The sequence below is a fragment of the Pandoraea sp. ISTKB genome, from assembly GCF_001721285.1.
Classification (GTDB): domain Bacteria; phylum Pseudomonadota; class Gammaproteobacteria; order Burkholderiales; family Burkholderiaceae; genus Pandoraea; species Pandoraea capi.
Genome location: NZ_MAOS01000055.1, coordinates 18,170 through 40,129, shown reverse-complemented (window position 1 = coordinate 40,129; position 21,960 = coordinate 18,170). Strand labels below are relative to the sequence as shown.

Annotated in this window: 19 protein-coding genes; 6 read left to right on the top strand and 13 right to left on the bottom strand. The window is 64.2% G+C overall.

The window, feature by feature from the left end:
* Positions 1 to 256: 256 nt before the first annotated feature.
* Positions 257 to 979, top strand: a complete 723-nt coding sequence (locus A9762_RS20805) for an HAD family hydrolase (RefSeq protein ID WP_069343914.1) — start codon at positions 257 to 259, stop codon at positions 977 to 979.
* Here the strand turns inward: A9762_RS20805 and A9762_RS20800 are convergent.
* Together A9762_RS20800 and A9762_RS20795 are read right to left on the bottom strand one after the other, a co-directional pair.
* The gene (locus A9762_RS20800) at positions 927 to 1,718 is read right to left on the bottom strand and encodes a helix-turn-helix domain-containing protein (protein WP_069343913.1); all 792 of its coding nucleotides are present in this window, start codon (positions 1,716 to 1,718) and stop codon (positions 927 to 929) included. The genes A9762_RS20805 and A9762_RS20800 overlap by 53 nt on opposite strands.
* Before the next feature lie 139 nt (positions 1,719 to 1,857).
* On the bottom strand, positions 1,858 to 2,256 hold the full coding sequence (locus tag A9762_RS20795; RefSeq protein ID WP_069343912.1) for a CopD family protein: 399 nt from the start codon (positions 2,254 to 2,256) through the stop codon (positions 1,858 to 1,860).
* 151 nt (positions 2,257 to 2,407) lie between these two features.
* On the opposite strand from A9762_RS20795, the gene A9762_RS20790 reads away from it, so the two are divergent.
* Positions 2,408 to 2,716 carry a DUF4148 domain-containing protein gene (locus A9762_RS20790; RefSeq protein WP_083254152.1) on the top strand — a complete coding sequence of 103 codons (309 nt, stop codon included), beginning with the start codon at positions 2,408 to 2,410 and terminating at the stop codon, positions 2,714 to 2,716.
* A 367-nt stretch (positions 2,717 to 3,083) separates the two neighbouring features.
* On the opposite strand, the gene A9762_RS20785 is transcribed toward A9762_RS20790, so the two are convergent.
* The 3 genes from A9762_RS20785 to A9762_RS20775 form a co-directional block, all read right to left on the bottom strand.
* Positions 3,084 to 3,839: a dienelactone hydrolase family protein gene (locus tag A9762_RS20785; protein WP_069343910.1), complete on the bottom strand. Its 756-nt coding sequence runs from the start codon at positions 3,837 to 3,839 to the stop codon at positions 3,084 to 3,086.
* 79 nt (positions 3,840 to 3,918) lie between these two features.
* Positions 3,919 to 4,110, bottom strand: coding sequence for a hypothetical protein (locus A9762_RS20780; RefSeq protein WP_139133325.1), 192 nt, complete (start codon positions 4,108 to 4,110; stop codon positions 3,919 to 3,921).
* 47 nt (positions 4,111 to 4,157) lie between these two features.
* The gene (locus A9762_RS20775; RefSeq protein ID WP_069343908.1) at positions 4,158 to 4,601 is read right to left on the bottom strand and encodes a DUF302 domain-containing protein; all 444 of its coding nucleotides are present in this window, start codon (positions 4,599 to 4,601) and stop codon (positions 4,158 to 4,160) included.
* 337 nt (positions 4,602 to 4,938) lie between these two features.
* Between A9762_RS20775 and A9762_RS28970 the strand changes: the two genes are divergently transcribed.
* Entirely contained in the window at positions 4,939 to 5,442 is a 504-nt protein-coding gene (locus tag A9762_RS28970) for a hypothetical protein (protein ID WP_083254151.1), read from the top strand.
* A gap of 115 nt (positions 5,443 to 5,557) precedes the next feature.
* Here A9762_RS28970 and A9762_RS20765 read toward each other — a convergent pair whose 3' ends face one another.
* Both A9762_RS20765 and A9762_RS20760 read right to left on the bottom strand, forming a co-directional pair.
* Positions 5,558 to 9,004, bottom strand: a complete 3,447-nt coding sequence (locus A9762_RS20765; protein ID WP_139133322.1) for an autotransporter outer membrane beta-barrel domain-containing protein — start codon at positions 9,002 to 9,004, stop codon at positions 5,558 to 5,560.
* Positions 9,005 to 9,292: 288 nt separating this feature from the next.
* The gene (locus A9762_RS20760) at positions 9,293 to 10,225 is read right to left on the bottom strand and encodes a LysR family transcriptional regulator (protein ID WP_069343906.1); all 933 of its coding nucleotides are present in this window, start codon (positions 10,223 to 10,225) and stop codon (positions 9,293 to 9,295) included.
* Between the two features lie 159 nt (positions 10,226 to 10,384).
* Between A9762_RS20760 and A9762_RS20755 the strand changes: the two genes are divergently transcribed.
* Both A9762_RS20755 and A9762_RS20750 read left to right on the top strand, forming a co-directional pair.
* Positions 10,385 to 11,581 carry an amino acid aminotransferase gene (locus tag A9762_RS20755; RefSeq protein ID WP_069343905.1) on the top strand — a complete coding sequence of 399 codons (1,197 nt, stop codon included), beginning with the start codon at positions 10,385 to 10,387 and terminating at the stop codon, positions 11,579 to 11,581.
* 125 nt (positions 11,582 to 11,706) lie between these two features.
* Entirely contained in the window at positions 11,707 to 13,002 is a 1,296-nt protein-coding gene (locus A9762_RS20750; RefSeq protein ID WP_083254149.1) for an MFS transporter, read from the top strand.
* A gap of 82 nt (positions 13,003 to 13,084) precedes the next feature.
* Here A9762_RS20750 and A9762_RS20745 read toward each other — a convergent pair whose 3' ends face one another.
* From A9762_RS20745 to hpaH, 6 genes are all read right to left on the bottom strand, one after another.
* Complete coding sequence (locus A9762_RS20745) at positions 13,085 to 14,074, bottom strand: 2-dehydropantoate 2-reductase (RefSeq protein ID WP_069343903.1); 990 nt, start codon at positions 14,072 to 14,074, stop codon at positions 13,085 to 13,087.
* A 4-nt stretch (positions 14,075 to 14,078) separates the two neighbouring features.
* Entirely contained in the window at positions 14,079 to 15,041 is a 963-nt protein-coding gene (locus A9762_RS20740) for a fumarylacetoacetate hydrolase family protein (protein ID WP_069343902.1), read from the bottom strand.
* 12 nt (positions 15,042 to 15,053) lie between these two features.
* A complete protein-coding gene (locus A9762_RS20735; RefSeq protein ID WP_069343901.1) occupies positions 15,054 to 15,917 on the bottom strand; it encodes an extradiol ring-cleavage dioxygenase in 864 nt (287 codons plus the stop codon).
* 82 nt (positions 15,918 to 15,999) lie between these two features.
* Positions 16,000 to 17,475, bottom strand: a complete 1,476-nt coding sequence (locus tag A9762_RS20730; RefSeq protein ID WP_069343900.1) for an aldehyde dehydrogenase family protein — start codon at positions 17,473 to 17,475, stop codon at positions 16,000 to 16,002.
* Between the two features lie 72 nt (positions 17,476 to 17,547).
* A complete protein-coding gene (hpaI, locus tag A9762_RS20725) occupies positions 17,548 to 18,336 on the bottom strand; it encodes a 4-hydroxy-2-oxoheptanedioate aldolase (RefSeq protein ID WP_069343899.1) in 789 nt (262 codons plus the stop codon).
* Between the two features lie 92 nt (positions 18,337 to 18,428).
* Positions 18,429 to 19,238 (bottom strand): 2-oxo-hept-4-ene-1,7-dioate hydratase, encoded by an 810-nt coding sequence (gene hpaH / locus A9762_RS20720; protein ID WP_069343898.1) that lies wholly within the window; start codon positions 19,236 to 19,238, stop codon positions 18,429 to 18,431.
* A gap of 529 nt (positions 19,239 to 19,767) precedes the next feature.
* Here hpaH and A9762_RS20715 point away from each other — a divergent pair.
* Positions 19,768 to 21,945 (top strand): TonB-dependent siderophore receptor, encoded by a 2,178-nt coding sequence (locus A9762_RS20715; RefSeq protein WP_083254148.1) that lies wholly within the window; start codon positions 19,768 to 19,770, stop codon positions 21,943 to 21,945.
* Positions 21,946 to 21,960: the final 15 nt, after the last annotated feature.

Genomic DNA, 21,960 nt, shown 5'->3' with positions numbered 1-21,960 from the left:
CCAAATCGCAAGGGATGACGATTTGGCAGGACGGATGACGGCAACTGAGCATCGATTGACGGCGGCGGCCCGCGCGGCAAACGCACCGCGCCACGCGGGCCAGGCGTCAAGCTATCGAAACTCGCAGTCGTTTCTGTCGCATCGGACGTAGCCGCTGTCACTCGCCACGTTTTACTTGCCGCGACGAATTCGTACACTCCCACATTTCAGCGGCCGCATTCGCGCCGCACGCGCTGACACGAGTCCTTTATCCGCCATGCAGGCAAGTTTCGAGAAAGACAGCATTCTGGTGCTCGATGTCGACGGCACGCTGACCGATTCGGTTCGCATCCATCAGCGCGCCCTGCTCGGCGCCATGGAGTCGCTGGCGTTCGAGGCACTGAACACCGATTGGGGCAGCTATCCCCATCACACCGATACCGGCATCCTGATTCACGCGCACGCAGAGAACGGCCGCGCACTGCCGCAACCGCACGACCTCGCCCGCTTCGAGCACGAGATCGACGAACGCTTCACCGCCCTGCTCAACGCCCACGGACTGGCTGAGATTCCGGGTGCACGAGCCTTCGTCGAGGCGGCGCACCGCTCGCGCTGGGGCGTGGTGTTCGCGACGGGCGGCATCCGTCAGGTGAGCCACCGTAAATTGCGTTCGGTCGCTATCGATTACACAGACGCCATGCTCATCACGGCGTCCGAGTACAGTTCGCGCGAGCAACTCGTCTCGGAAGCGATCAAGCGCGCGCAGGCCGGTTACGGCATCTCGCGCCCGCGCGCCGTAGTCTCGATCGGCGACGGCATGTGGGATCTGAAAGTGGCGCGCCAGCTCGGCATCGATTTCGTCGGCATCGGCTCGAAGCGCCAGCGCTCACCGTTGCTCGACGAAGGTGTACCCGTCTACGACGACATGTGGGACGCCATGCACTGGCTCAATCCGAGCCGCGGGCGCGCGTCAGGTACTCGCTTGGCGTCACGCCCATAAAGCGGCGGAACATGGTGGAAAACGCGCTCGGAGTGTCGTAACCGACTTCGAGCGCCACTTGCGTGATGGGCCGCCCGGCCCCGAGCAGCGGCAACGCCCCCAGCAGCCGCATTTGCTGACGCCACTCCCTAAACGGCAATCCGAACTCCGTCATGAAGCGCCGCTCCAGCGTGCGGCTCGACGCCCCCACTTCGACTGCCCAGTCCTGAAGACTGCGCGCGTCGGCGGGCATTGTCAGATAGGTATCGAAAATCTTGCGCAGACGCACGTCGCGGGGCACCTGCAAGTGCAGCGGCGAGTCGCTCTTCCACTCGACTTCTTCGAGCAGCAGCGCGATGACCAGCGCGTCCTTGCCGTGCGGCGACCAGTCGGGGGGTAGTGTCATCGCGCGCAGAATCAGCTCGCGCAGCAACGCAGAGACGCGAATGACGACGGGGGAGTCGGGCGCAGTCATGCCGCATCGCTCGACATCGACATAGATCGTGCGCAACTCCACTTTGCCGCGCATCCGCACTTCATGCGTAACGTCCGCCGGAATCCATAAGGCGCGTTGCGGCGGAATGACCCAGAACGACGTGTCCGTGCGGACTTCGAGAATCCCCGTGCTCGCATACATCAATTGCGCGCGCCGATGGCTGTGAGGACGCACCACGTGGCCATCCGGATAGTCTTTCGCCAACACACCGACGGGACGGTCGTGAGCCTGAAACTCCAGGGGAATCGCACTGGTGATCGGCATTGGGACCAAGCCTCAATAAGGCAAAACGGCGAAAATTGGGACGAATTGGGAGATATAGGGCGATATCGCCAGCGTAACACCGCCCACTCGCGCCAACCAAGCCGAATCCCTTACCGCGTCATTGCAAGCCACGCACCGCTCAGAACGGTTTGACGATGACCAGCACGACGATCAGCGCCACCGAAATCAGCGTGACGGGCAGTGCGCGTCGAAACAGGGCGGGCGGTTGCTGACTCCCGTCGCGCTCAAGTCGCCGCAAGGTGGCCGACAGGCGTCCGTGCAACGCCGAGACAACGAGCACGAAAACCAGCTTTGCCATGAGCCACGGGGCATGCCACCAGTTCGCCATGATCGCCAGCACCGGCCCCGTAATCCACACCGCGATCAATGCGGGTGACGCCAGTCCGTAATCCGCGCGACGCGCGGCCCGACGCCACTCGGGCTGGGCCAGTCGCCCACCCAGCGCCATCGTGACCAGCCCGGCGACGAACGCCATCACCGCCATCAGATGAACAGCCTTGATCCACAGATAAAGCATCGACGGTCTCCTTGGGGATTCGAATGATTATTTCTATCTAAGCAAGAGTTGCTTGTAATAAGTCGTCTTTATCGCAAAGAGTCGCGTTAATACACTTCAACTGTCGACGATGAATTGAACATCGCCCCCTTCAAAAGACAGGAGAATCATCATGAAGCGCACTCTTATTACCTCGGCTCTGGTTTCCGCAATGCTTGCTGTGTCGGCCGGTTCGGCCTTCGCCAGCGACGCCTTCGACGGCCCGTCGGAATTTTCGTGGGTCCCGCAAACCAGCGTGCTGACCCGTGCCCAGGTTCGTGAAGAACTGGTTCAGGCACAACAAGCCGGTCTCGTGGTGCAACACGACGCCGTGTACCCGAAGGCAGCACCGAGCGCTCAACCGGCAACGGCCAGCGCCCCGGTCACGATCGGTTCGGTTGGCGGCCAGCAACGCGCCGGCACGACCTACTTCGGTTCGTAATGTAACTCGCCGCGCCGCGTACCTCTCCTTTGACGAGAGGCCGCGGCGCGGCGCGCGTTCTGCGCATAACGACGCACCGGTCAGCCGGTGCACAGTGTGATCTCCGGTCTTCCCCGACCCAAGACTCCTGTCGCTGTGCGTAGCGGTTCCACGCACAGGACTTTGCCCGTCGCTCCGGCGACGGGCTTTTTTAGCCGGGAAGCCCGCGAACCCCGTCGTTCACCGACGCTCACCCCGACGATCCGCGCAAGAACGAAGAAGCCCGCCGAAGCGGGCTTCTTTGCCATGTGCCACACGCATCGCCGCCCCGAATAACGACCGAGGTAGCGAATGGCGCGCAGCGACCAGCGACGGACGAAACGCCCGATTACTTCGCGAACGACTTCGCGAGGAATTCGAGCGCACGGCCGTGCGCCAATGCGGCCGACGGTTGATGATACGACCCGCGCGACCAGCAGTTGAAGCCGTGATCAGCGCTCGGGTACACGAACACTTCGGTGTTCGGGCGCGATTTCACCGCATCGCTCACCTGCGTGACGATATCCGGCGTGATGTGGGCATCGAGCGCGCCATAGTGGAACTGCGTCGGCACATTCAGATTGGCCGCTTCGCCCAGATAGTTGTGGATGCCGCCGCCGTAGTAAGGCACTGCCGCATCGACCAGACCGCGCGCCGCACTCAGATACGACAGCAGACCGCCGAAGCAGTAGCCGATGGCGGCGACCTTGGCGCCAGCGTCGAGCTTGCCGCGCAGCGCTTTCACCGTGGCTTCGATATCCTTCACGGCCTTCTCGACATCGACCGACTTGCGCAGCTCCAACGCGCGCGCCATGTCGTCACCCGCATAGCCGAGTTCGATACGGGGTGCGGCACGCCAGAAGATGTCCGGCGCGAGCACGACATAGCCGTCCATCGCATACTGGTCGGCCACGCCACGAATGTGTTCGTTCACGCCGAAGATTTCCTGCACCAGCACAACGCCCTGGGCGTTCGTCGTCTTACCCGTCGGTGGCAATGCGAGGTAGGCGTCGAAGGTGCCATCTACGGTTTCGACTTTGATCCATTGACTGTTCGACACGGAAGTTGCTCCATCAAAAAGGGGGAAATGCCTGCGCCCTGACATCGTGCAAACGCCCTTGGGGATCGGACGTGGCCGTTTGTGGCGGCCGGACGCAGTGAGGCCGGATCAGTATAGGGATTTTTCACTTCACGCACAGCGGATGAAGATGCCCGCCGGACAAGGCCTGGCGGCCCGCTTCCCGACAGACAGCGGGCATGCCGTCCACAAAGGCACGCGGGTTCAGGCAATGCGTCCCATGCACCGTTTCGACGGCCGAACCCACACGCGGCCGAATGTCCCGCATCGGCGGAAGATCGGCCAATCGCGGCTTCATGTCCTTCATGTCCTTCATGCCCCTCGCGCCATCAGGGCAATGGCCAGTTATGCAGCAAGCGCGGCTTCCAGCAGTTTCACTACGCCACCGAAACCGGCGACCTGCGCCGAATCGACGCCATAAAGCGCGCTCAGCGACGGGCCGGGGTTCAGGTAGTCCACCCGCACATCGTCGGCCGATGCCGCCCACACCATCACCTTCAGCGGCAGTTCCAGCCCGGCGTGCGGATTCGCGGCCATGACCGGCGTGCCGCCCTTCGGATTGCCGAAGAGCACCAGCCGCGTCGGACGCAACGATGTCCCAGCCGAAGCGGCCGCCGCGCTCTGATCGATATCCGCAAAGATCGTCATGCCGTGCTGCTTGAGCGCGTCGATCACGCGCGTAAGCGTGGCGTAGAAATCCACCGGGCTGCGCAGCGATGTCACGGTGGCGGGACGCGCGAATCCGGAATCGTGGGATAGTTGGCGCGATTGACTTGAATCGGTTGTCATGAAGGCTCCTTGAACGCTGAGGCAACACCGACAGGAAGCGCCCCGAGGCCGCTCGTGCCTCACTTGAACCGCTGCACCGGGATCGCATACGTGTCGCGACCACGCCAGTGTACTGCCGCGTGTACTGGCCCACCGGGAATGACATGACTGACAGCATTCCGGTCGCGCGCCCCGCTTCCCTGCTTCCCTTCTTACGCGGCGGCTCGCTACCCCACGCCTTGCCTGCCCCCTTGCGCACCTTACACGTCGTTACCGTCCCCCTGTCGGCGATTCGTTGCGCGTTACGCTTGGCCCCGTCGTTCGATACTTCCGCGAACGCATTCAATACGGAGTCCATATGATTAAGTTTTCGATGCGCCATACTGTGGGCGCACTTTCCCTGATGCTCGCACTGACGGCCCTCGGCACCGCGAGCGTGAGTGCGACCGCCGCGACCACCGACACGCTACCGCCAACGCGCGCGCAAGGCGCCGTGCAGACCGCCGATCTGCGCAACACCGGTGAGATGCCGCCCCCGCCGCCGGGCATGGGCCCGCATGGTCCGGGTCCGATGGGACCCATGGGGCCGGGGGGGCCGCGCGGCCCCGGCTTTGCCGCCATGCGCACGATCGAAGAGATTGCGCATCTCTACCGTGTCGGGGGACATCCGGAGAACGTCCTGCCGTTCTATCGCGAGACGCTGACGCAAACACGTGATCCGATGCTGCGCCACCATCTGCGCGAGGCCATTGCACGCGAGGAACTCAAGCCTGCCGACACGGCGGCGGCCATCACGACACTGCGTGCGCAACTGAGTGAGGATCTCGCGACATTGCCCGCACCGGATGCCAAACGTCGCTAGGCGCGCACTCTCCCCAACCGTCATTGCCGCGTATCGGGTGGAAGACGTGCCGACGCGCCGGCAGTCCGGTCGACGGGCATCGCGCCCGTCCGGCCCGTCAGGGCCGCCGCCCGCGTCAGAACAGATACTTCGCACCAACGTTCACGAGCACGCCGCGCATACCGGCGGTGCCGAAGCTCTTCTGGTACGACACCCTGCCGTACAGCGAGAAGCTGTTGCCCTGCACGCTGTTCACCCCCAGCGAGACGAGCATCGAATCGCCGTACTTGCCGGTCTGAAACATCGTCTCGCCGACTTGTACGCCCGTACCGGCGACAAACGCATGGATGACGTCGACACCGAAGTACGGCGTCACCCGACCTGTCCCAACGTCGAACGCGCGCGTAAGACGAACGCCGAAACGCCCGGTGACCTGATTCTGCGAGCCGATGTTCACGGCAAGCCCGTCGCCGTCGACAATGTTGTCGAACGCGAGATGCTGGCCGATGAACTGCATTTGCGGCTCGAGACTCATGCCATACGGCAACGCCAGCGGATATCCGCCCTCGATGGACGCCGCATAGCTGTTGCCGCGCATCGGTGCGACGTCGCCGCGCGCGTCGGTCGTCGTGCGGCCGTTGAACCAGCCGAGCGACACGATGCCGTCGACATACCAGCCCTTCTGACTCTGATACGTGCCATAGCCATAGAGACGATACGTGCTGGCGCGCGTGGAACTCGGCCCGTCGATGGCATTCGGCTCGTAGTGCAGCCAGCCCATCGATCCGGCGGCGCCGAAGCGCCAGGTGCCGTTCTCGGTGAAGTGTTTGAACAGGTTGCCGCCGACCTGAATCGCGCCGTAATCGACGTTCATGTCGTAACCGAAGGTCTGGAAGCTCTGATTCGATCGGTACTTGAAACCGCCGCCATAGCCGCGCATGAACATCTCGCCGGGGCCGCGATCGCGCCCGAGTTCACGGTCGTCGCGCACCTCGCCCAAACGCCGGTGCAGTGAATCCAGATCCGCCCATCCGGCTTGCAGGAACGCCGCCGGCGCACTCAGATAAGACGCCACTTGCGGCGCCACTTCCCGGCGCGCATCGGGCGGCACCGGCTCCTCGATCTCACCACCGGGCGTGCCCGGCTCCTCCGGATCGACGGGCCCTTCGGGCGACACGTAAGCGCTTTGCAAGCGGTAATCCCAATACCCGCCCCCCGTGCTCACGAGATTCTGCGCCGCATCGGCCGTGCCGTGCACCGAGCCGGGACCATAGGCATACAGACGGTACTCATACGGCGAGTTCTGCGCTACGACATACCCGCCCGACAGGCTGAAGGCGTTGACCGTCGACGCCCCTGCGACCTGAACGACCGAGATGCCTTCATCATTGGTAGTCACACCGCTGGGCGATGTCAGCCTGCCGGGACTGCCCGACGTCGGCTTGATTTGCAGCACCGTGCTGCCGCTCGCCGCCCCCTGAATCAGCAGACGGTCGCTGTATTGATTCGACAACGCCCCACCTTCGTTTAGATAGGTGTTGAGGGCGACCGTACCGCCATTGCCCACGTAGTTGTTGCCGATGGTCACGTTGCGGTACGACCCCTGACTCGTCGGCGCGGAGGTCAGTAACGACGTCACCGGAAAGTCGATCAGACTGTTCGTGTTGTTCAACGCCGTGACGTTGGACGACTGCGTGACATGCCAGACGCTGTTGTTGCTCAGATTGACGACGGACGTGCTCGTGGCATCCGTGAAAATGCGTCCGGTCAGCGTGGAATGGCTCGCGTCGAGATTCAACGTCGCGCCGAGTCCCGAGCGTGTCGTGGCATTGATGGCCCCACCGCCACCGGTGAGCGTGGCATTCACCAGATTGACGTTCGCGATCCCGCCGTACACCCATAAAGCGACGCCACTGTCGGACGTCACCGTGGTGTCCTGCAACGTCATGTTGTATCCGCCGACGCGCGCCGGTGCCGCACGTGGACCCGGCAGCGGTCCGGCGAGGGGCGCCACGATGTCGCTGCCGAGATCGGTCGGCGCGGCAGGCACCGGGGTGACGATGGCCAGCGGGGGCGGCGGGTCGCTCGACGGCACCAGCGGCGTCGTGGCGGGCAGCGTCGGCAGGCCCGGCGTAGGCGCCGACACTGTCGCGCCGGTAATGGTTGGCGGTGCATCGAACACGATGGCCGCCGTCCCGGCACCCGTCGCCCGAATCGACGCGCCCGTCGCGTTGAAAAGTCCACCGTTCTGGATGCGCACCGCGTAGGCATTGGTGCCAGCCGTCGTAATCGAGGTTCCTGCGCCGGTCGCGCTGCTGCGCAGCAGATTGACCGTCCCCGCGTTGGCGTAGATGCCGTAGGTGCTCGCCTGATCCGTAGTGATCGACCCGCCCGCGAAGTTCGTCGTGCTCCCCGTCCACCCATAAATGCCGTAGGCCTGTGTGCCATGCGTCGCAATGGCGAAGTCGGACACGTTCACCGTCGCCGCTCCGCTGCCGGCGAGCAGGCCATATGCCGTCTGTCCTTGCGTGGTGATGGAGCCGCCGTTCAGCGTAGCCGTCGTGCTGCCGGAGATCCACATGCCGTAAGCCGACGTCCCGAGCGTGTTCACGGCGATCTGCGAACCGGTGACCGTCGACGTGCCGTTCACCAGCAAGCCGTACGTGGCGTTCTGTGTGGTCGACAGACTCAGCCGGTTGAGATTGCCCGATGCCGTGCCGATACGCACCGCATGACTGCCCGCCCCGGTCGTGCTGACGGTGACCGTGCCTGCCGTGCCCGGATCGGTGTTCGTGTTGAGCGTACCGCCGGACTCGGCATTCAATCCGAGGTTGCCATCCACGCCGGTGGTGATCGTCGAATTGCCATTGAGGGTGGCGACCGAGCCGTTATAGACCTGCACGCCACCTCCGCCCGCGACCTTCGCGCCGTTCGCCGTCACCGTTGAATTCGTGAGCGTAATGTTGCTGCCGCCCCAGGAACGCACGCCCCAACTGTCCTGACCGTTGACGGTAATCGACGTGTTGCTGAGATTGATGGTGGACGTTGCGCCGTAAGGTCGCATGCCGTCCGCCGTCTGACCATTGGTGACGATGGTCACGTTGGCGCCGGTGAGCAGCGAATTGCCGGAGGACGATTCCGGCATGTAGACGCCATGCACCGACGTGCCGTTACCCGTGAGCAACACGCCCGCCGAACTAGCCACGATGTTCACGGTGCCGTTGGCGATATAGAGCGCGTCGTTCGGCGCCCCTGCGCGGTAATCGGACGTCACCGATACCTGCCCCGGCGTGCCGAGGTTCGGGTTGATCGTGACGGTCGCGCCGCGAAATACCGAGATCCCCGCGCCGCCGAGTTGGGCCGGGTACGGCGGCACCGGGTGAATCGTCACGCTGCCCTGAATCACGCCCACGGGAACGACATTGCCGTCGTAATACTGCTCGTAGGTCAGCGTGGTGCCCGACGTGATTTCCGGCAGTGGGTAGGTCTGCGCACGGGCAGCACCGATGGAGAGAAACACCAGAGAGACGGCCACCGCGAGGGGTTGGCGACGAGGCAAACATCCGCACATTGCGTGAGTCACTTTAACTCCTTGGGGGATGGAGACAAGCAGACACATCGAAAGTACTACGAATCAGTTCATGCGGACTTGCGCCGCATCGGGAATGACTTCGTGGGTAAACACTAAACCAATCGCCTGGAAAACTACAGCGCGACGGCACATTGAAATGTCGTGAGCGCTGCGATCCCAGGGAATCAGATATTTATATTTTTCATTTCGGCATGCTTATCGTAATTTTAATTACCGAAATGTGGCGTTCTCGCCTCGGCGTTTCGCCGCACCATCGAGATGCGGCACGACGCCGATGCGCTATTCGCGCGGCGTCTTCATGATCGTTGCGTTCCACTGCGGCAGCCACGCCAGCAGGAACTCGGCGAAGCCTTCCGCTGCGGGTGACGCGGCCCGGGACAACGGGCGATACACGCACACCTGACGAATCGTCTCCGGCGCGATCACGCGGCGCATCACCAGCCCGAACGATTGCGCGAGCGCCGCCACGTAACCCGGCGTGAGCGTCGCGGCAAGTCCCTGCGAGGCCACGCCGAGCGCCGTCGTCACGTTATCGACGACATCGATGGATGTGATGCGCGCATCGGGCGGCGCCGACAGCCGCATCTGCGCGACGCTGCGCTCGTGATCGCGTCCGGCAGCCACGAGCGGGGTATCGCGCAGGTCCGTCCATCGCACACGCTTGCGTTGCGCGAGCGGATGCGACGGCGCGCACCACAGCACCCACGGACTGTCGAATGCGGGCGCGCCGGCCACGTGCGCCCCCGTCGCCCGATTGGGTCCGATGGCGATGTCGAGATCGCCGTTGGCAACGTGATCGATGAGCGCATCGACCGGCGTATCGACGACCCGCACCACCACTTTCGGACGCGACGCCGTGTACTCGCGAATTGCCGCTGGCAACGCCATGCTCGCGAGCACCAGCGGCGCGCCCACACGCACGATACCGGCGGCGCGATTGCGCAGGTCGTCGGCCGTCTTCTCCGCTGCCTGCACATGCCGCAGCACCGACTCGGCCGATGCCAGGAAATCCCGTCCTGCACTCGAGAGCGCCACCCGCCGCGTGGTGCGGTCGAAGATCCGAAAGCCGATCACCGACTCCAGCTCGGCGACCAGCTGACTCACGGCAGACGACGTCAGGCCGAGGCGATTGCCCGCCTCGGCAAAGCTATGCAATTCGGCGATGGCGACCAGAGCTTCGAACTGGCGCAGCGTCACACGGGTCAGGGGCATGGTGTTTCGATTATCAAGTTTCGCTTACGAATGGACCAGAATCGATTGATTGTTCCGCAAAGGGGCGTCGCCCACAATCGATTTTCAAAATTCCCCACAGCGTTTTCCGACAGACCCTACCTGCTGAGTCCACCCAGCATCGAGACGGAGCGAGACCCCATGTTTTCCCACGTCGACGCCTATCCCGGCGATCCCATCCTCAGCCTGAACGAAGCGTTCGGCCACGATCCCCGCCAGCACAAGGTCAACCTGTCGATCGGCATCTATTTCGACGACGACGGCCGTCTGCCGGTGATGCAGGCGGTACGCGAAGCCGAGTCGGCGGTGCTCTCGGACATCGGCCCCCGCCCCTACCTGCCGATGGCAGGCACGCCGGCCTATCGCGATGCAGTGCAGGCGCTCGTCTTCGGTGAAGACAGCGCCGCGCGTCGCGAGCAGCGCATCGCCACGTTGCAGACGCTGGGTGGCGGCGGAGCCTTGCGTGTGGGCGCGGACTTCCTCAAGCGCTACTTCCCGCAAAGCACCGTCTGGATCAGCGATCCGAGCTGGGACAACCACCGCGTGGTGTTCGAGAGCGCGGGCTTTCCCGTGCAGTCGTATCCGTATTACGACGAAGCGACGGGCGGTCTGCGCTTCGACGCCATGATGGACACGCTGCGCACATTGCCCCCGCACAGCATCGTGCTGCTGCACGCGTGCTGCCACAACCCGACCGGTGTCGATCTGTCGTCTGCGCAGTGGCAGGCGCTGGTGCCGGTGCTGCGCGAGCGCGGGCTGATCGCGTTCGTCGACATGGCTTATCAGGGCTTCGGTGACGGGCTCGACGCCGACGCCTTCGCCGTGCGCGCCTTGACGGACGCGGGCGTGCCGACCGTCGTCGCCAACTCCTTCTCGAAGAACTTCTCGCTGTATGGCGAGCGCTGCGGCGCGCTGTCCGTGGTTTGCGCGACGGCGGACGAAGCGTCGCGCGTGTTCGGTCAGTTGATGGGCACCGTTCGGGCGAACTACAGCAATCCGCCCACGCACGGCGCGCGGCTCGTCGCCCAAGTGCTCACGACACCCTCGCTGCGACGTGCGTGGGAGACCGAGCTCGACGGCATGCGCATGCGCATCGCTGCGATGCGCTCGCAGATTCACGCGCGTCTCGCCCCGCATGTGAGCGGCGAGAAGCTCTCGCGCTATATCTCGCAGCGGGGGATGTTCACTTACACCGGGCTGTCGGCGGATCAGGCGGACACGTTGCGTGAGACGCATGGCGTCTACCTGCTGCGTTCGGGACGCATGTGCGTGGCCGGGCTCAATACGCGCAACGTCGACACCGTGGCACAGGCCATCGCGCATGTGCTGACGCAGTGACTCGCCACTGCCGGACCTGACGCGGACATCGGGCAACACACGGCGCGCATGCCCGCCACCACAGTGCATGCAGACCACACGCGGGCGACCGCGACATAAAACAAGACTGCAAGATTGGAGACGACATGAATACTGCTTCGGCTACGGGCGTTGGCATGGATCGAGATGCTGCTTCCGCCCCCTCGCACACCTGGCGCGCGGTGATATCGGCATCCATCGGCAATGCGCTGGAATGGTTCGATCTCGTGGTGTACGGCTTTTTCGCCGTCACGATCGCCAAGCTCTTCTTTCCCGCGCACGACGACACGACATCACTGCTACTGACACTCGGCACCTTCGGCGTGTCGTTCTTCATGCGTCCGCTGGGCGCCATCGTGATCGGTGTCTATGCGGATCGACGGGGGCGTCGCGAAGCGCTGACGCTCACCATCCTGTTGATGATGGCCGGCACGGCGATCATCGCGTTCATGCCCACTTACGAGACCATCGGCGTACTCGCGCCGATGGGCATCGTGCTGGCACGCATGATTCAGGGCTTCTCGGCGGGTGGCGAGTTCGGCAGCGCGACGGCGTTTCTGGCCGAGCATGCGCCGCAACGGCGCGGCTTCTTCGCGAGCTTCCAGGTCGCGAGTCAGGGGCTGACGACACTGCTGGCCGCTGGCTTCGGTGCGGTGCTCACGAGCACGTTATCGCCGGAGCAGATGCAGAGCTGGGGCTGGCGCGTGCCGTTCCTGTTCGGTTTGATGATTGGCCCGGTCGCCTATTACATTCGCCGTCATGTGAGCGAGACGCCTGAGTTTCTGGAGTCGGAACCGACGCAGACGCCGCTGCGCGACACGCTGGGCCATCAGAAGATGCGTCTGCTGCTGGCCGTGGGCGCGGTCGTCGTGGCTACGGTGTCGACGTATCTGGTGCTGTACATGCCGACGTATGCGATCAAGCAGTTGGGATTGCCGGCGTCGGTGGCATTCGCGGCGACGGTCGCCACGGGCATCGTGCAGATGTTCCTGTCACCGATCGTGGGCGCGTGGTCGGACCGTGTGGGACGTGCGAAACCGATGATGATCGCGGCGGCCTTGCTGCTGGTGTCGATCTGGCCGATGTTCTGGTTGCTCACCACGCACCCGAGCTTCGGCATGATGCTCGCGTTGCAAACGCTGCTGGGCGTGTTGATGACGATCTACTTCGCACCGCTGCCGGCGTTGGCCTCCGAGATTTTCCCGGTGAAGACACGCACGACGGGCCTGTCGCTGTCGTACAACCTGTCGGTGACGTGCTTCGGCGGCTTCGCCCCGTTCATCCTGACGTGGCTCATTACCGCAACGGGCAGCAAACTGGCCCCAAGCTTCTACATGATGGCCGCCGCCGCCGCGGGCCTGATCGCACTGAGCCAGGTGTACCGGCACACGGGCGTACGTTAAATCGCTAAGGCAACGGAGAGGCGCAAGAAATGAAGAAGGGCACCGCTACGGTGCCCTTTTTGCCAGATCGATTCGGTGTCGACTATTGCGGATATAACCCATGCATCCGCCCGAAGAGGCGGGTGAGGCCGAGCAGGGCGTCGATGTTCGGGGTCGGCACCGACACGCGCTGGCCGATCTCGCGCACGACGCTGACCAGCGCGTCGAGCTCGATCGGGCGGTTGGCTTCCACATCCTGCAACATCGATGTCTTGAACGCGCCCAGCTTCGCCGTCACCTGATGACGGTCCTCCGGCGACTGGTCGATCGCGCAACCGATCTTCGCCCCGATCACCGCCGCCTCGCGCATCGCCGCCGAACAGAACTCGCGCACCAGCGGGTCGTCCAGCAAACGGTCGATGGTCGCGCCCGTGATCGCCGACACCGGGTTCATCGTCAGATTGCCCCAGAGCTTGTACCAGATGTCCAGCCGCACATTCTCCGACGCCTTCGCCTCGAACCCCGCCCGCGTCAGCAAGCCCGCCAGTCGCTGCACGCGCTCGCTGCCGCCACCGCCAGGCTCGCCGATGATGAGCCCCCGGCCCATCTTGTGATCGACCAGCCCCGGCTCCGGCGTCGAGGCGCTCGCATGCACCACGCAACCGATCACGTGCGCGAGCGGAATCGCCGAGCCAATCGCGCCGTCCGGATCCACGCTCGTCAACGGTGCGTCGCCAAACGGCGCCACGCCCTTGCAGAACCACCACGGCACCCCGTTCATCGCCGGCAGCACCAACGTCTGCGAGCCAAGCAACGGCACCACCGACGCGGCGACCTGCGCCAGTGCCGGTCCCTTCACCGCAATCACCACCAGATCCTGCTCGCCCAGCTTCGCAGCCTCCTCCAGCGGGTGCGCCGCCGCCACGGGCGCAGTGGCGAGCAACTCGCCCTGCCGCACGCGCCAGCCGCGCTCGCGCAGCGCCGCCAGCGTCGCGCCGCGCGCAAGTGCGCTTACCTGCGCCTCCCCCGTCGCGGCAAGCTTCTGCCCGATCAGGCCACCGATGGCGCCTGCGCCAATGATCGTCACCTTCATCCGTTCACTCCGGTTGTTGTGCCGCGAGACGATAGTTCTCCTTGAATCGCTCCGGCACACGTTCGTCGAAACCCAGCGCCACCCGGCGCACTTCCGGACTGTCGCCCGGCGGATGCCCCACACCGAGCGCCGCCGCCCGGGGCGCATCGATCTGCACCACCCGCCCCGAGAGACGCCCCAACCCGGTGATCTCGCACTCCACCAGGTCACCCGCGTCCACCGAGCGGGAGTGGCACGGCGTGCCCATCAGGATCACGTCGCCCGGCACCAGCGTGATGTGCCGCGCAATGTCCGCGATCACATAGTGCGGGCCCCAGATCGTCTCGTCGCCGATGTGCGCTTCCTGCACCACGCGTCCGTTGCGATACGTGCGCAACGTCTGCTCGAACAGATTCACCCCGCGTACGATACCCGGTCCGATGGGCAGCAACGTGTCCGCGCCCTTCACCCGCAACATCGAACCCTGATCCGTATCGCGAAAATCCTGCAAGCCCATATCCAGCGCCGGGCAGAAACCTTCGATGTAATCCCACGCCTCATCGGGCAACACGTTACGGCACGTGCGCCCGATCACCACGGCGTACTCGCTTTCGTAGTTCAGATACCGGCAATCCGCCGGCTTCAGAATCTGTCCGCCGTGACCGTTCAGCGACGTAGGCGGCTTGGTGAAGTATGTCGGCGTGTCCGTGGGCTTGGGCTTGTTACGCGTCTCCATGCTACGCGAGCGATACGAGATATGCACCGCGATAATTTTCGACGGATCCACCGGCGGCAGATGCGTCACCGTTTGCGGATCAACAAGACGACCGTCGTCGATCCGCAGCATGCCCTGCCGGTCGCCTCGTGCGTCGTCAGCCTCGACGATCGTGCCCCAGAACGCGCTGCCGCCGAGCAGAATGTGTCGACGCTCGACACGCGGTCCGCGCATCACTTCAGGTATTGCCTGTAACGGAAATTCGAAGTCCATCGTCGCGCCTCGTCAAACGGTGTCGAACCAGATGTGCACGTTGCCGGTGCCGCGCGCGTTCTCGTAATCGGACAGCACCGTGCCCGCACTGCGGCAATCGGCGCCACCGAGCGCGCCGACCATCTGCAAGTAATGCGCGCCGTGCGCTTCCCACGGGCGCTTCCGGTAATCCGTATCCCAGTCGGCCAGAATCCGGTCGTGACGCCCCTCGCGAAACGCTTCGATGGCGCGCTTGTCGCTCTCGATGTTCTCCGGACGCGACACATTGCTCTCATGGAAGATGCGCGGATGATTCGGCTTCCAGTCGAGGCCGTTGAACTTGTGACTCAACGCGCCCGACGCCAGCATCACCACACGCAAGTCACTGCGGCGAATTGCTTCGCCGATCACCTCGCCCGATTGCAGGAAGTGATGCGTCTCGCAGTTCTGGCACGAACTCACCGTCACGATGGGCCATGCGTCGAGCCGCATCTGCTTGATGACGTTGATCGTCGGATAGTGACGTGGCAGATCCGGATGCTGCACCGCTCGCGCCCGCACGCTGCGCTCTCGCGCCACGCCGTCGATGGCGAGCGCCAGCTCGGGGTGACCGCGATAGTCGTACGGCACACCGTGCAGATACCACGGCATCTCGTCCGAGACGTACATGCCCGAGTAGCGCGGCCCGCCGTCGATCAGGTGATAGCCGGTCGTGAACCAGTGCGAATCGAAGATCACGATGACGTCCGGGCGCACCGCCGCGATGCGTTCCCGCACGCGCGCATAGCCGGGGATCAGATCGGAATCCGCTCCCGCACCCTGCAACACACGAAACTCCTCACACTGCATCAGGCCGGGGTGATGCGACACCAGCGCCGCGCCGACAATCTGTCCCATAGTGCTCTCCTCTCATCCTGTTGTTTTGCGAGCCGTCGCACACGTGTGACTGCGGCCCGACATAAGCTCGACGACCGCGCGCTCAGCGATGGCTGAAGCTGGCCTTGAACGGCTGTTTCGGTACGACGACATCCTTCACGTCGCAGAAGAATTCGAAGCTCCAGTCGCCGCCTTCGCGTCCGACGCCGGAGCGTTTGATGCCACCGAACGGCGCGGCCAGATCGCGAATACCGAAGCTGTTGATCCAGATAAAGCCGGTGCGAACACGCCCGGCAATCGCGATGGCATGCGCCTCGTCGCCATAGCAGACGCCGCCCAGCCCGTAGTCGGTGCCGTTGGCGAGATCCACGACTTCCTCGTCGCTCGTGAACGTCTGCAACGTGAGCACCGGACCGAAGACCTCCTGCTGCACGATCTCGTCTTCCTGACGCAGATCGGTGAGCAACGTCGGCGCGAAATACTGCGCACCGAAGGGATGCGGCGCACCGCCCCACAACACGCGCGCCCCACCGGCCACGGCGCGCTCGACGAATCCCTGCACCCGTTCGAGCTGGCGCATGTGGATGATCGGACCGACCTCGGTCGCCGCATCGCGCGGATCGCCCACGACGAGGTTCGCCACCACGTCGCGCAGCTTCGCGGTGAACGCCGCGGCAACGTCCGCATGCACCAGCAACCGCGTGCCCGCGAGGCACACCTGACCGGCATTGCGATACATCAGCGCGGCGGTGGCTGCTGCGGCGTCGAGATCGGCGTCAGCCAGCACGATGAACGCCGACTTGCCGCCGAGTTCCAGACTGCACGGCACGAGATTGGCAGCAGCCGTCTTCGCGATCCATTTCGCGGTCGCAACCGACCCCGTGAACGAGATGCGCGCGAGACGCGCGTCGCTGACCAGCGCCGCCCCGGTCGTCGCCCCCGCGCCCTGCAACAGGTTGAAGACACCCGGCGGCAACCCGGCTTCGTGTGCGCAATCAGCGAGTAACGACGACGTCAGCGGCGCCCACTCCGGCGCTTTGAGCACCACGGTATTGCCGGACGCCAGCGCCGGGCCGATCTTCCACGTCGCGAGCATCAACGGCGAATTCCACGGCGTGATCACGGCGACCACACCCGCCGGGTCATGACGCACGAGATGACGCGCCTGCGGCGTCTCGATGACACGGTCCTGCAACGTGAGCGCGTGCTCGGCGAACCAGGTGATGTTCTGCATGGCACGCGGCACCACGCCGTGCGCCATGCGCGAGCGCAGCACCCCGGCGTCGGCGCTCTCCAGCGTGGCGAAGGCGTCTGCACGGCGGCCGATGGCCTCGGCGAAGCGCTGGAGATACGGTTGACGTTGCGCCGCACCGAGCGCCGCCCACGCGGGAAACGCTGCGGCCGCCGACGTCACTGCCGCGTCGACATGCGCCTGATTGCCGCTCGCGATCTCGCCGAGGGGCGTCTGGTCGATGGGCGATACGCACGCAAATGTCTCGTCAGACGCCACGCGACGGCCGTCGATATAGTGATCCGGCGACACCGGTACGCCGGCGATCTCGATAGGGGGAGTGCTCATGCCATGTCTCGTTGAAAAGGGCTTGGGGAGACGGATGGCGCTTGCTGTCCTGCGCCGTCATCCGCCTGTCGCTCACGCGCTTGCGTCGCGGCCGCCGTCGGTGAACTTGCTCGCCAGCGCGCGGCTCGCGCTCGCCAGCAAGGTCGTGTCGATGCCCACCGCGATGAACGTCACGCCGAGGTCGAGGTAGTGACGCGCCAGCGTCTCGTCGACACACAGGATTCCCGCCGCCTTACCCGCGCGACGGATGCGGGCGATACCGTCCTCGATGGCCTTGCGCACTTCCGGGTGCGTCGCCTGACCGAGATAGCCCATCGACGCCGCCAGATCTGCCGGGCCGATGAAGACACCGTGCACGCCGTCGACGGCGGCAATCTCGTCGACCTGCGCGAGGGCGTCGGCGGTCTCCACCTGCACCAGTAGGCATGTCGTGTCGTTCGCCGCGTGCAGATAGTCCTCATAGCGATTCCAGCGCGATGAGCGCGCCAGCCCGCTGCCCACACCGCGCGTGCCTTGCGGCGGATACCGTGTGGCGCTGGCCAGATCGCGCGCCATCGCGGCGGACTCGACCATCGGCACGAGCAACGTCGTCGCGCCGATTTCCAGCACCTGCTTGATGAGCGCGGCGTCGCCATGCGGCAGACGCACCACCGGGTGCGTCGGATAGGGGGCGACGGCCTGCAACGTCGCAAGCATCGTGCGCAAGTCGTTGGGCGCGTGCTCACCGTCGATCACCAGCCAGTCGAAACCGCTGCCGGCACACAGCTCGGCAGCGTAAGGCGTCGCCAGTCCCATCCACAGGCCGATCTGTCGCTGGCCCTGTGCCAATGCCTGCTTGAATGCGTTCGGGGGTGTTTTCATGAGGTTGGCTCCATGGCACTCGATGGGATCGATGTGCCCGATAGCGTCAAAGTGGTCTTCCCCAACGGGGGGGCCCCGGCCGGAATCCGTCGTCAGACGAAGCGCACGCCGATGGCGCCAAGCGGGCCGTAGTCGGCATGGAAGACGTCACCCGCCGCGCATGCCACCGGTCGCGTGAACGATCCGGCAAGTACGATTTCGCCCGCCTGCAATCCTTCGTCGAAGGCGCCGAGTTTGTTGGCAAGCCACGCGACACCGTTACCCGGATGGTTCAGCACCGCCGCGCTCAGGCCCGACTCTTCGATCACACCGTTGCGGTAGAGCAGCGCGCCCGCCCAGCGCAGGTCGATGGCGTCGGGTCTGACCGGACGCCCGCCGAGCACGATGGCGGCATTCGCTGCGTTGTCGGCAATCGTGTCGAAGACCTTGCGCGGCGCTTTCGTCTCGCGGTCGAACAGTTCGATGCGTCCGTCGATGAGTTCGAGCGCCGGCGTGACCCACGCGGTGGCGTCGAGCACATCGAACAACGTAACGCCCGGCCCCTTGAGCGGCTTGGCGAGAATGAACGCCAGTTCGACCTCGATACGTGGCACGATGAAGCGGGCCGCTTCCAGCGTGGCACCGTCGGCCACGAGCATGTCGTCGAGCAGCGTGCCGTGATCGGGTTCGGTGATCTGCGCGGCCACTTGCATTGCGCGCGACGTCAGCCCGATCTTGTGCCCGATCACGCGACGCCCCTCGGCGAACTTCAACGCCAGCCACGCCTGCGAAATCGCGTAGCTGTCGGCAATCGTCATCTCGGGATAGCGACGCGAGAACTGCATCACCGGCGTGCGGGTGCGCTCGGCCTCGTGCAACTCGCGGGCAAGGGACTGATGAATCGTGGCGTCGAGCCTGGGCATCGCGCTGTCTCCGGTTATCGTGGTTTTTCGTCCGACGTTTTCGTCGGACTTTCACGTCTGAACAGTCCCCTATTCTTGCGGCCCGCTGCGCCACCCACAATCAATCGATTCTGGGCGATTAATAAGCAAAACTGGATAATCGGATGCCCTTCGGCCATGTCCGGATCGCCCCTCGATACCCCGACTGTCGCAACACCGCCACACCCTAATCTGTTCATTGAATCAGGTTCGATAAAACCGATCACCCCCGCTTCGTCCGACTTCTCGCGGCCTTTGAAGCCTTTTCAACGATAACGTCGTGCTTTCTCGACGACACCTGCCCTCTCACCCATGCCTCGCACCTAATAGCTACCTGCATTCGCCCATACCCATTAAAAATGAGAGTGATTTGCATTTATAATCCGCGACGCTTTATTACAACGCATTACGTCACGACGTATAACGATCCGACTGCCGCGGCACCACGTCTTCGCGCGTCTTTGCCAGCGGCCCGCTCGCCACACACTTGCAGTCACGAAGGTCAGCCAAGATGAAGATGTCCGTAAGTCGCCGTGCTCCTGCGGCCGCCGATACCACTCATATCGCCCGCGCTCAGGGGATTCATCGCTTCACCTCCCACACCCGTCTGCCCCGCGCGACTGCCTGCGCTGCGGCCTTGCTCATGGCAACGCTCGGCACCGCCCATGCACAGCAGGCGACGACCGCCGCCGAAGCGAAGGCCGATGTCGAACTCGGCGCCGTCAATGTTTCGGGCGACTGGCTCGGCACGGGGCTGGACAACAGCGCCAAGACGTTCCCCGGCGCGCGCACGGTCGTGAAGAAGGAGCAGATCGAAGAATCGGGGGCCACGAGCATCGGCGACGTGATGCGTCGCATCCCGGGCGTGCAATCGACGGACAACTCAGGCACCGCCGGCAGCGCGATCTCGCTGAACATCGGCGTGCGTGGTCTCACCGGCCGTTACACGCCGCGCTCGACCGTGCTGCTCGACGGCATTCCGATGGCGGTCGCGCCGTATGGCCAGCCACAGTTGTCGTTCGCGCCGGTCAGCCTGTTCAATATCGAGAGCATCGACGTCGTGCGCAGTGGCGGTGCCGTTCGCTACGGTCCGCAAAACGTGGGCGGCGTGATCAACTTCAAGACCCGCTCGATCCCGAATACACCGGGCCTGACGGCCGATGCCACGGTGCGCGAGAACATCTACACCGCCGGTGGTGGCGCCAACACGCAATACAGCGCGTTCCTCGGCACGCAAATGGACAACGGTCTGGGTCTGGCGCTGCTGTACTCCGGCATGACGGGCCGCGACTGGCGCAAGGGCAGCGACGAGCGCGTGAACGACGTCGCATTGAAATGGCGCTACGACATCACGCCGAGCCAGCAGGTGTACGGCAAGCTCTCCTATTACGACGTGAAGTCGAAGACGCCCGGCGGCCTGACCGTTGCGCAATTCAACGCCGATCCGTTCCAGAACACGCGTCCGAACGACTACTGGAGCGGCAACCGCACCGGCGTCGACTTCGGTTATCTGAATACGATCTCCGAGACGCAGGAATTCGAAGTCCGCACGTTCTTCAACTCGAGCTATCGCCAAAGCACGCTGGTGAACTCGACGTTCACGTCGACGACACACCAGCCGCGTAACTACGAGACGTTCGGTTTCGAGCCGCGCTTCACGCAGCGTCTGTTCTTCGGACCGACGGCGCACGACGTGACCGTGGGCTATCGCTACATCCATGAGCGCGGCGACGACAACAACTGGACCACCACGCTCGCCACCGGCAAGAACTCGGCCACGCAGACGTTCAACAACTACACCAGCGCGAACGCGTTCTATATCGACGATCGCATGGCGTGGGGCAACTGGCGTCTGACGCCGGGCGTGCGTTACGAGATCATCAATTCGCAACGCGTGGACAACGCCAGCAACGCCACCTTCCGCTCGGATAACAACAAGGCGCTGCCGTCGGTGAACCTGTCGTATCTGGTGAACAGCGCGTGGACGGTCTTCGCGGACTACAGCACCTCGTTCGGTCCGGTGCAGAACACGCAGTTGAACTCGATGTCGGCCACGAACCCGCTGGAGCCGGAACTGGCCCGCACGTATGAAATCGGTACGCGCTGGACGGACAGCCACTGGAAGGCCGAGCTGACCGCGTTCAAGATGAAGTTCGACAACCAGATTCTGCAAGTGCCGGGCATCGTCCCCGCGACCTTCCAGAACATCGGCGCAACGAACCACGACGGCATCGAAACCGCCATCGATTACACCTTCGATCGCGACAGCGTGCTGCGCGGCCTGAACGTGTACGCGAACTTCACCTTCACGCGTGCGATTCAGAAGTCGGGCGCGACTGCCGGTCTGGACGTGCCGTTCTACTCGCGCTTCACCGACACGCTCGGCGCGCGCTACACGATCGGTCAGTGGACGTTCAACGTCTCGACCACGCACCAGAGCTCGCAGTACTCGGACCTCGCCAACACCGAAGCCGAATCGGCCGACGGCAGCAACGGCAAGGTGCCGGGCTTCCGCCTGTGGAACCTGCAAGCGAACTACAAGATCCCGTTCTACAAGAACGCCGATGTCACCGTGGGCCTGAACAACGTCTTCGACAAGCGCTATTACACGCGTAACGTCGACGGCAATGCAGGCCGCATGGTCGGTGCACCGCGCATGGTCTACGTGCAAGGGCACTTCGGGTTCTGATCGACGTTCCCGACC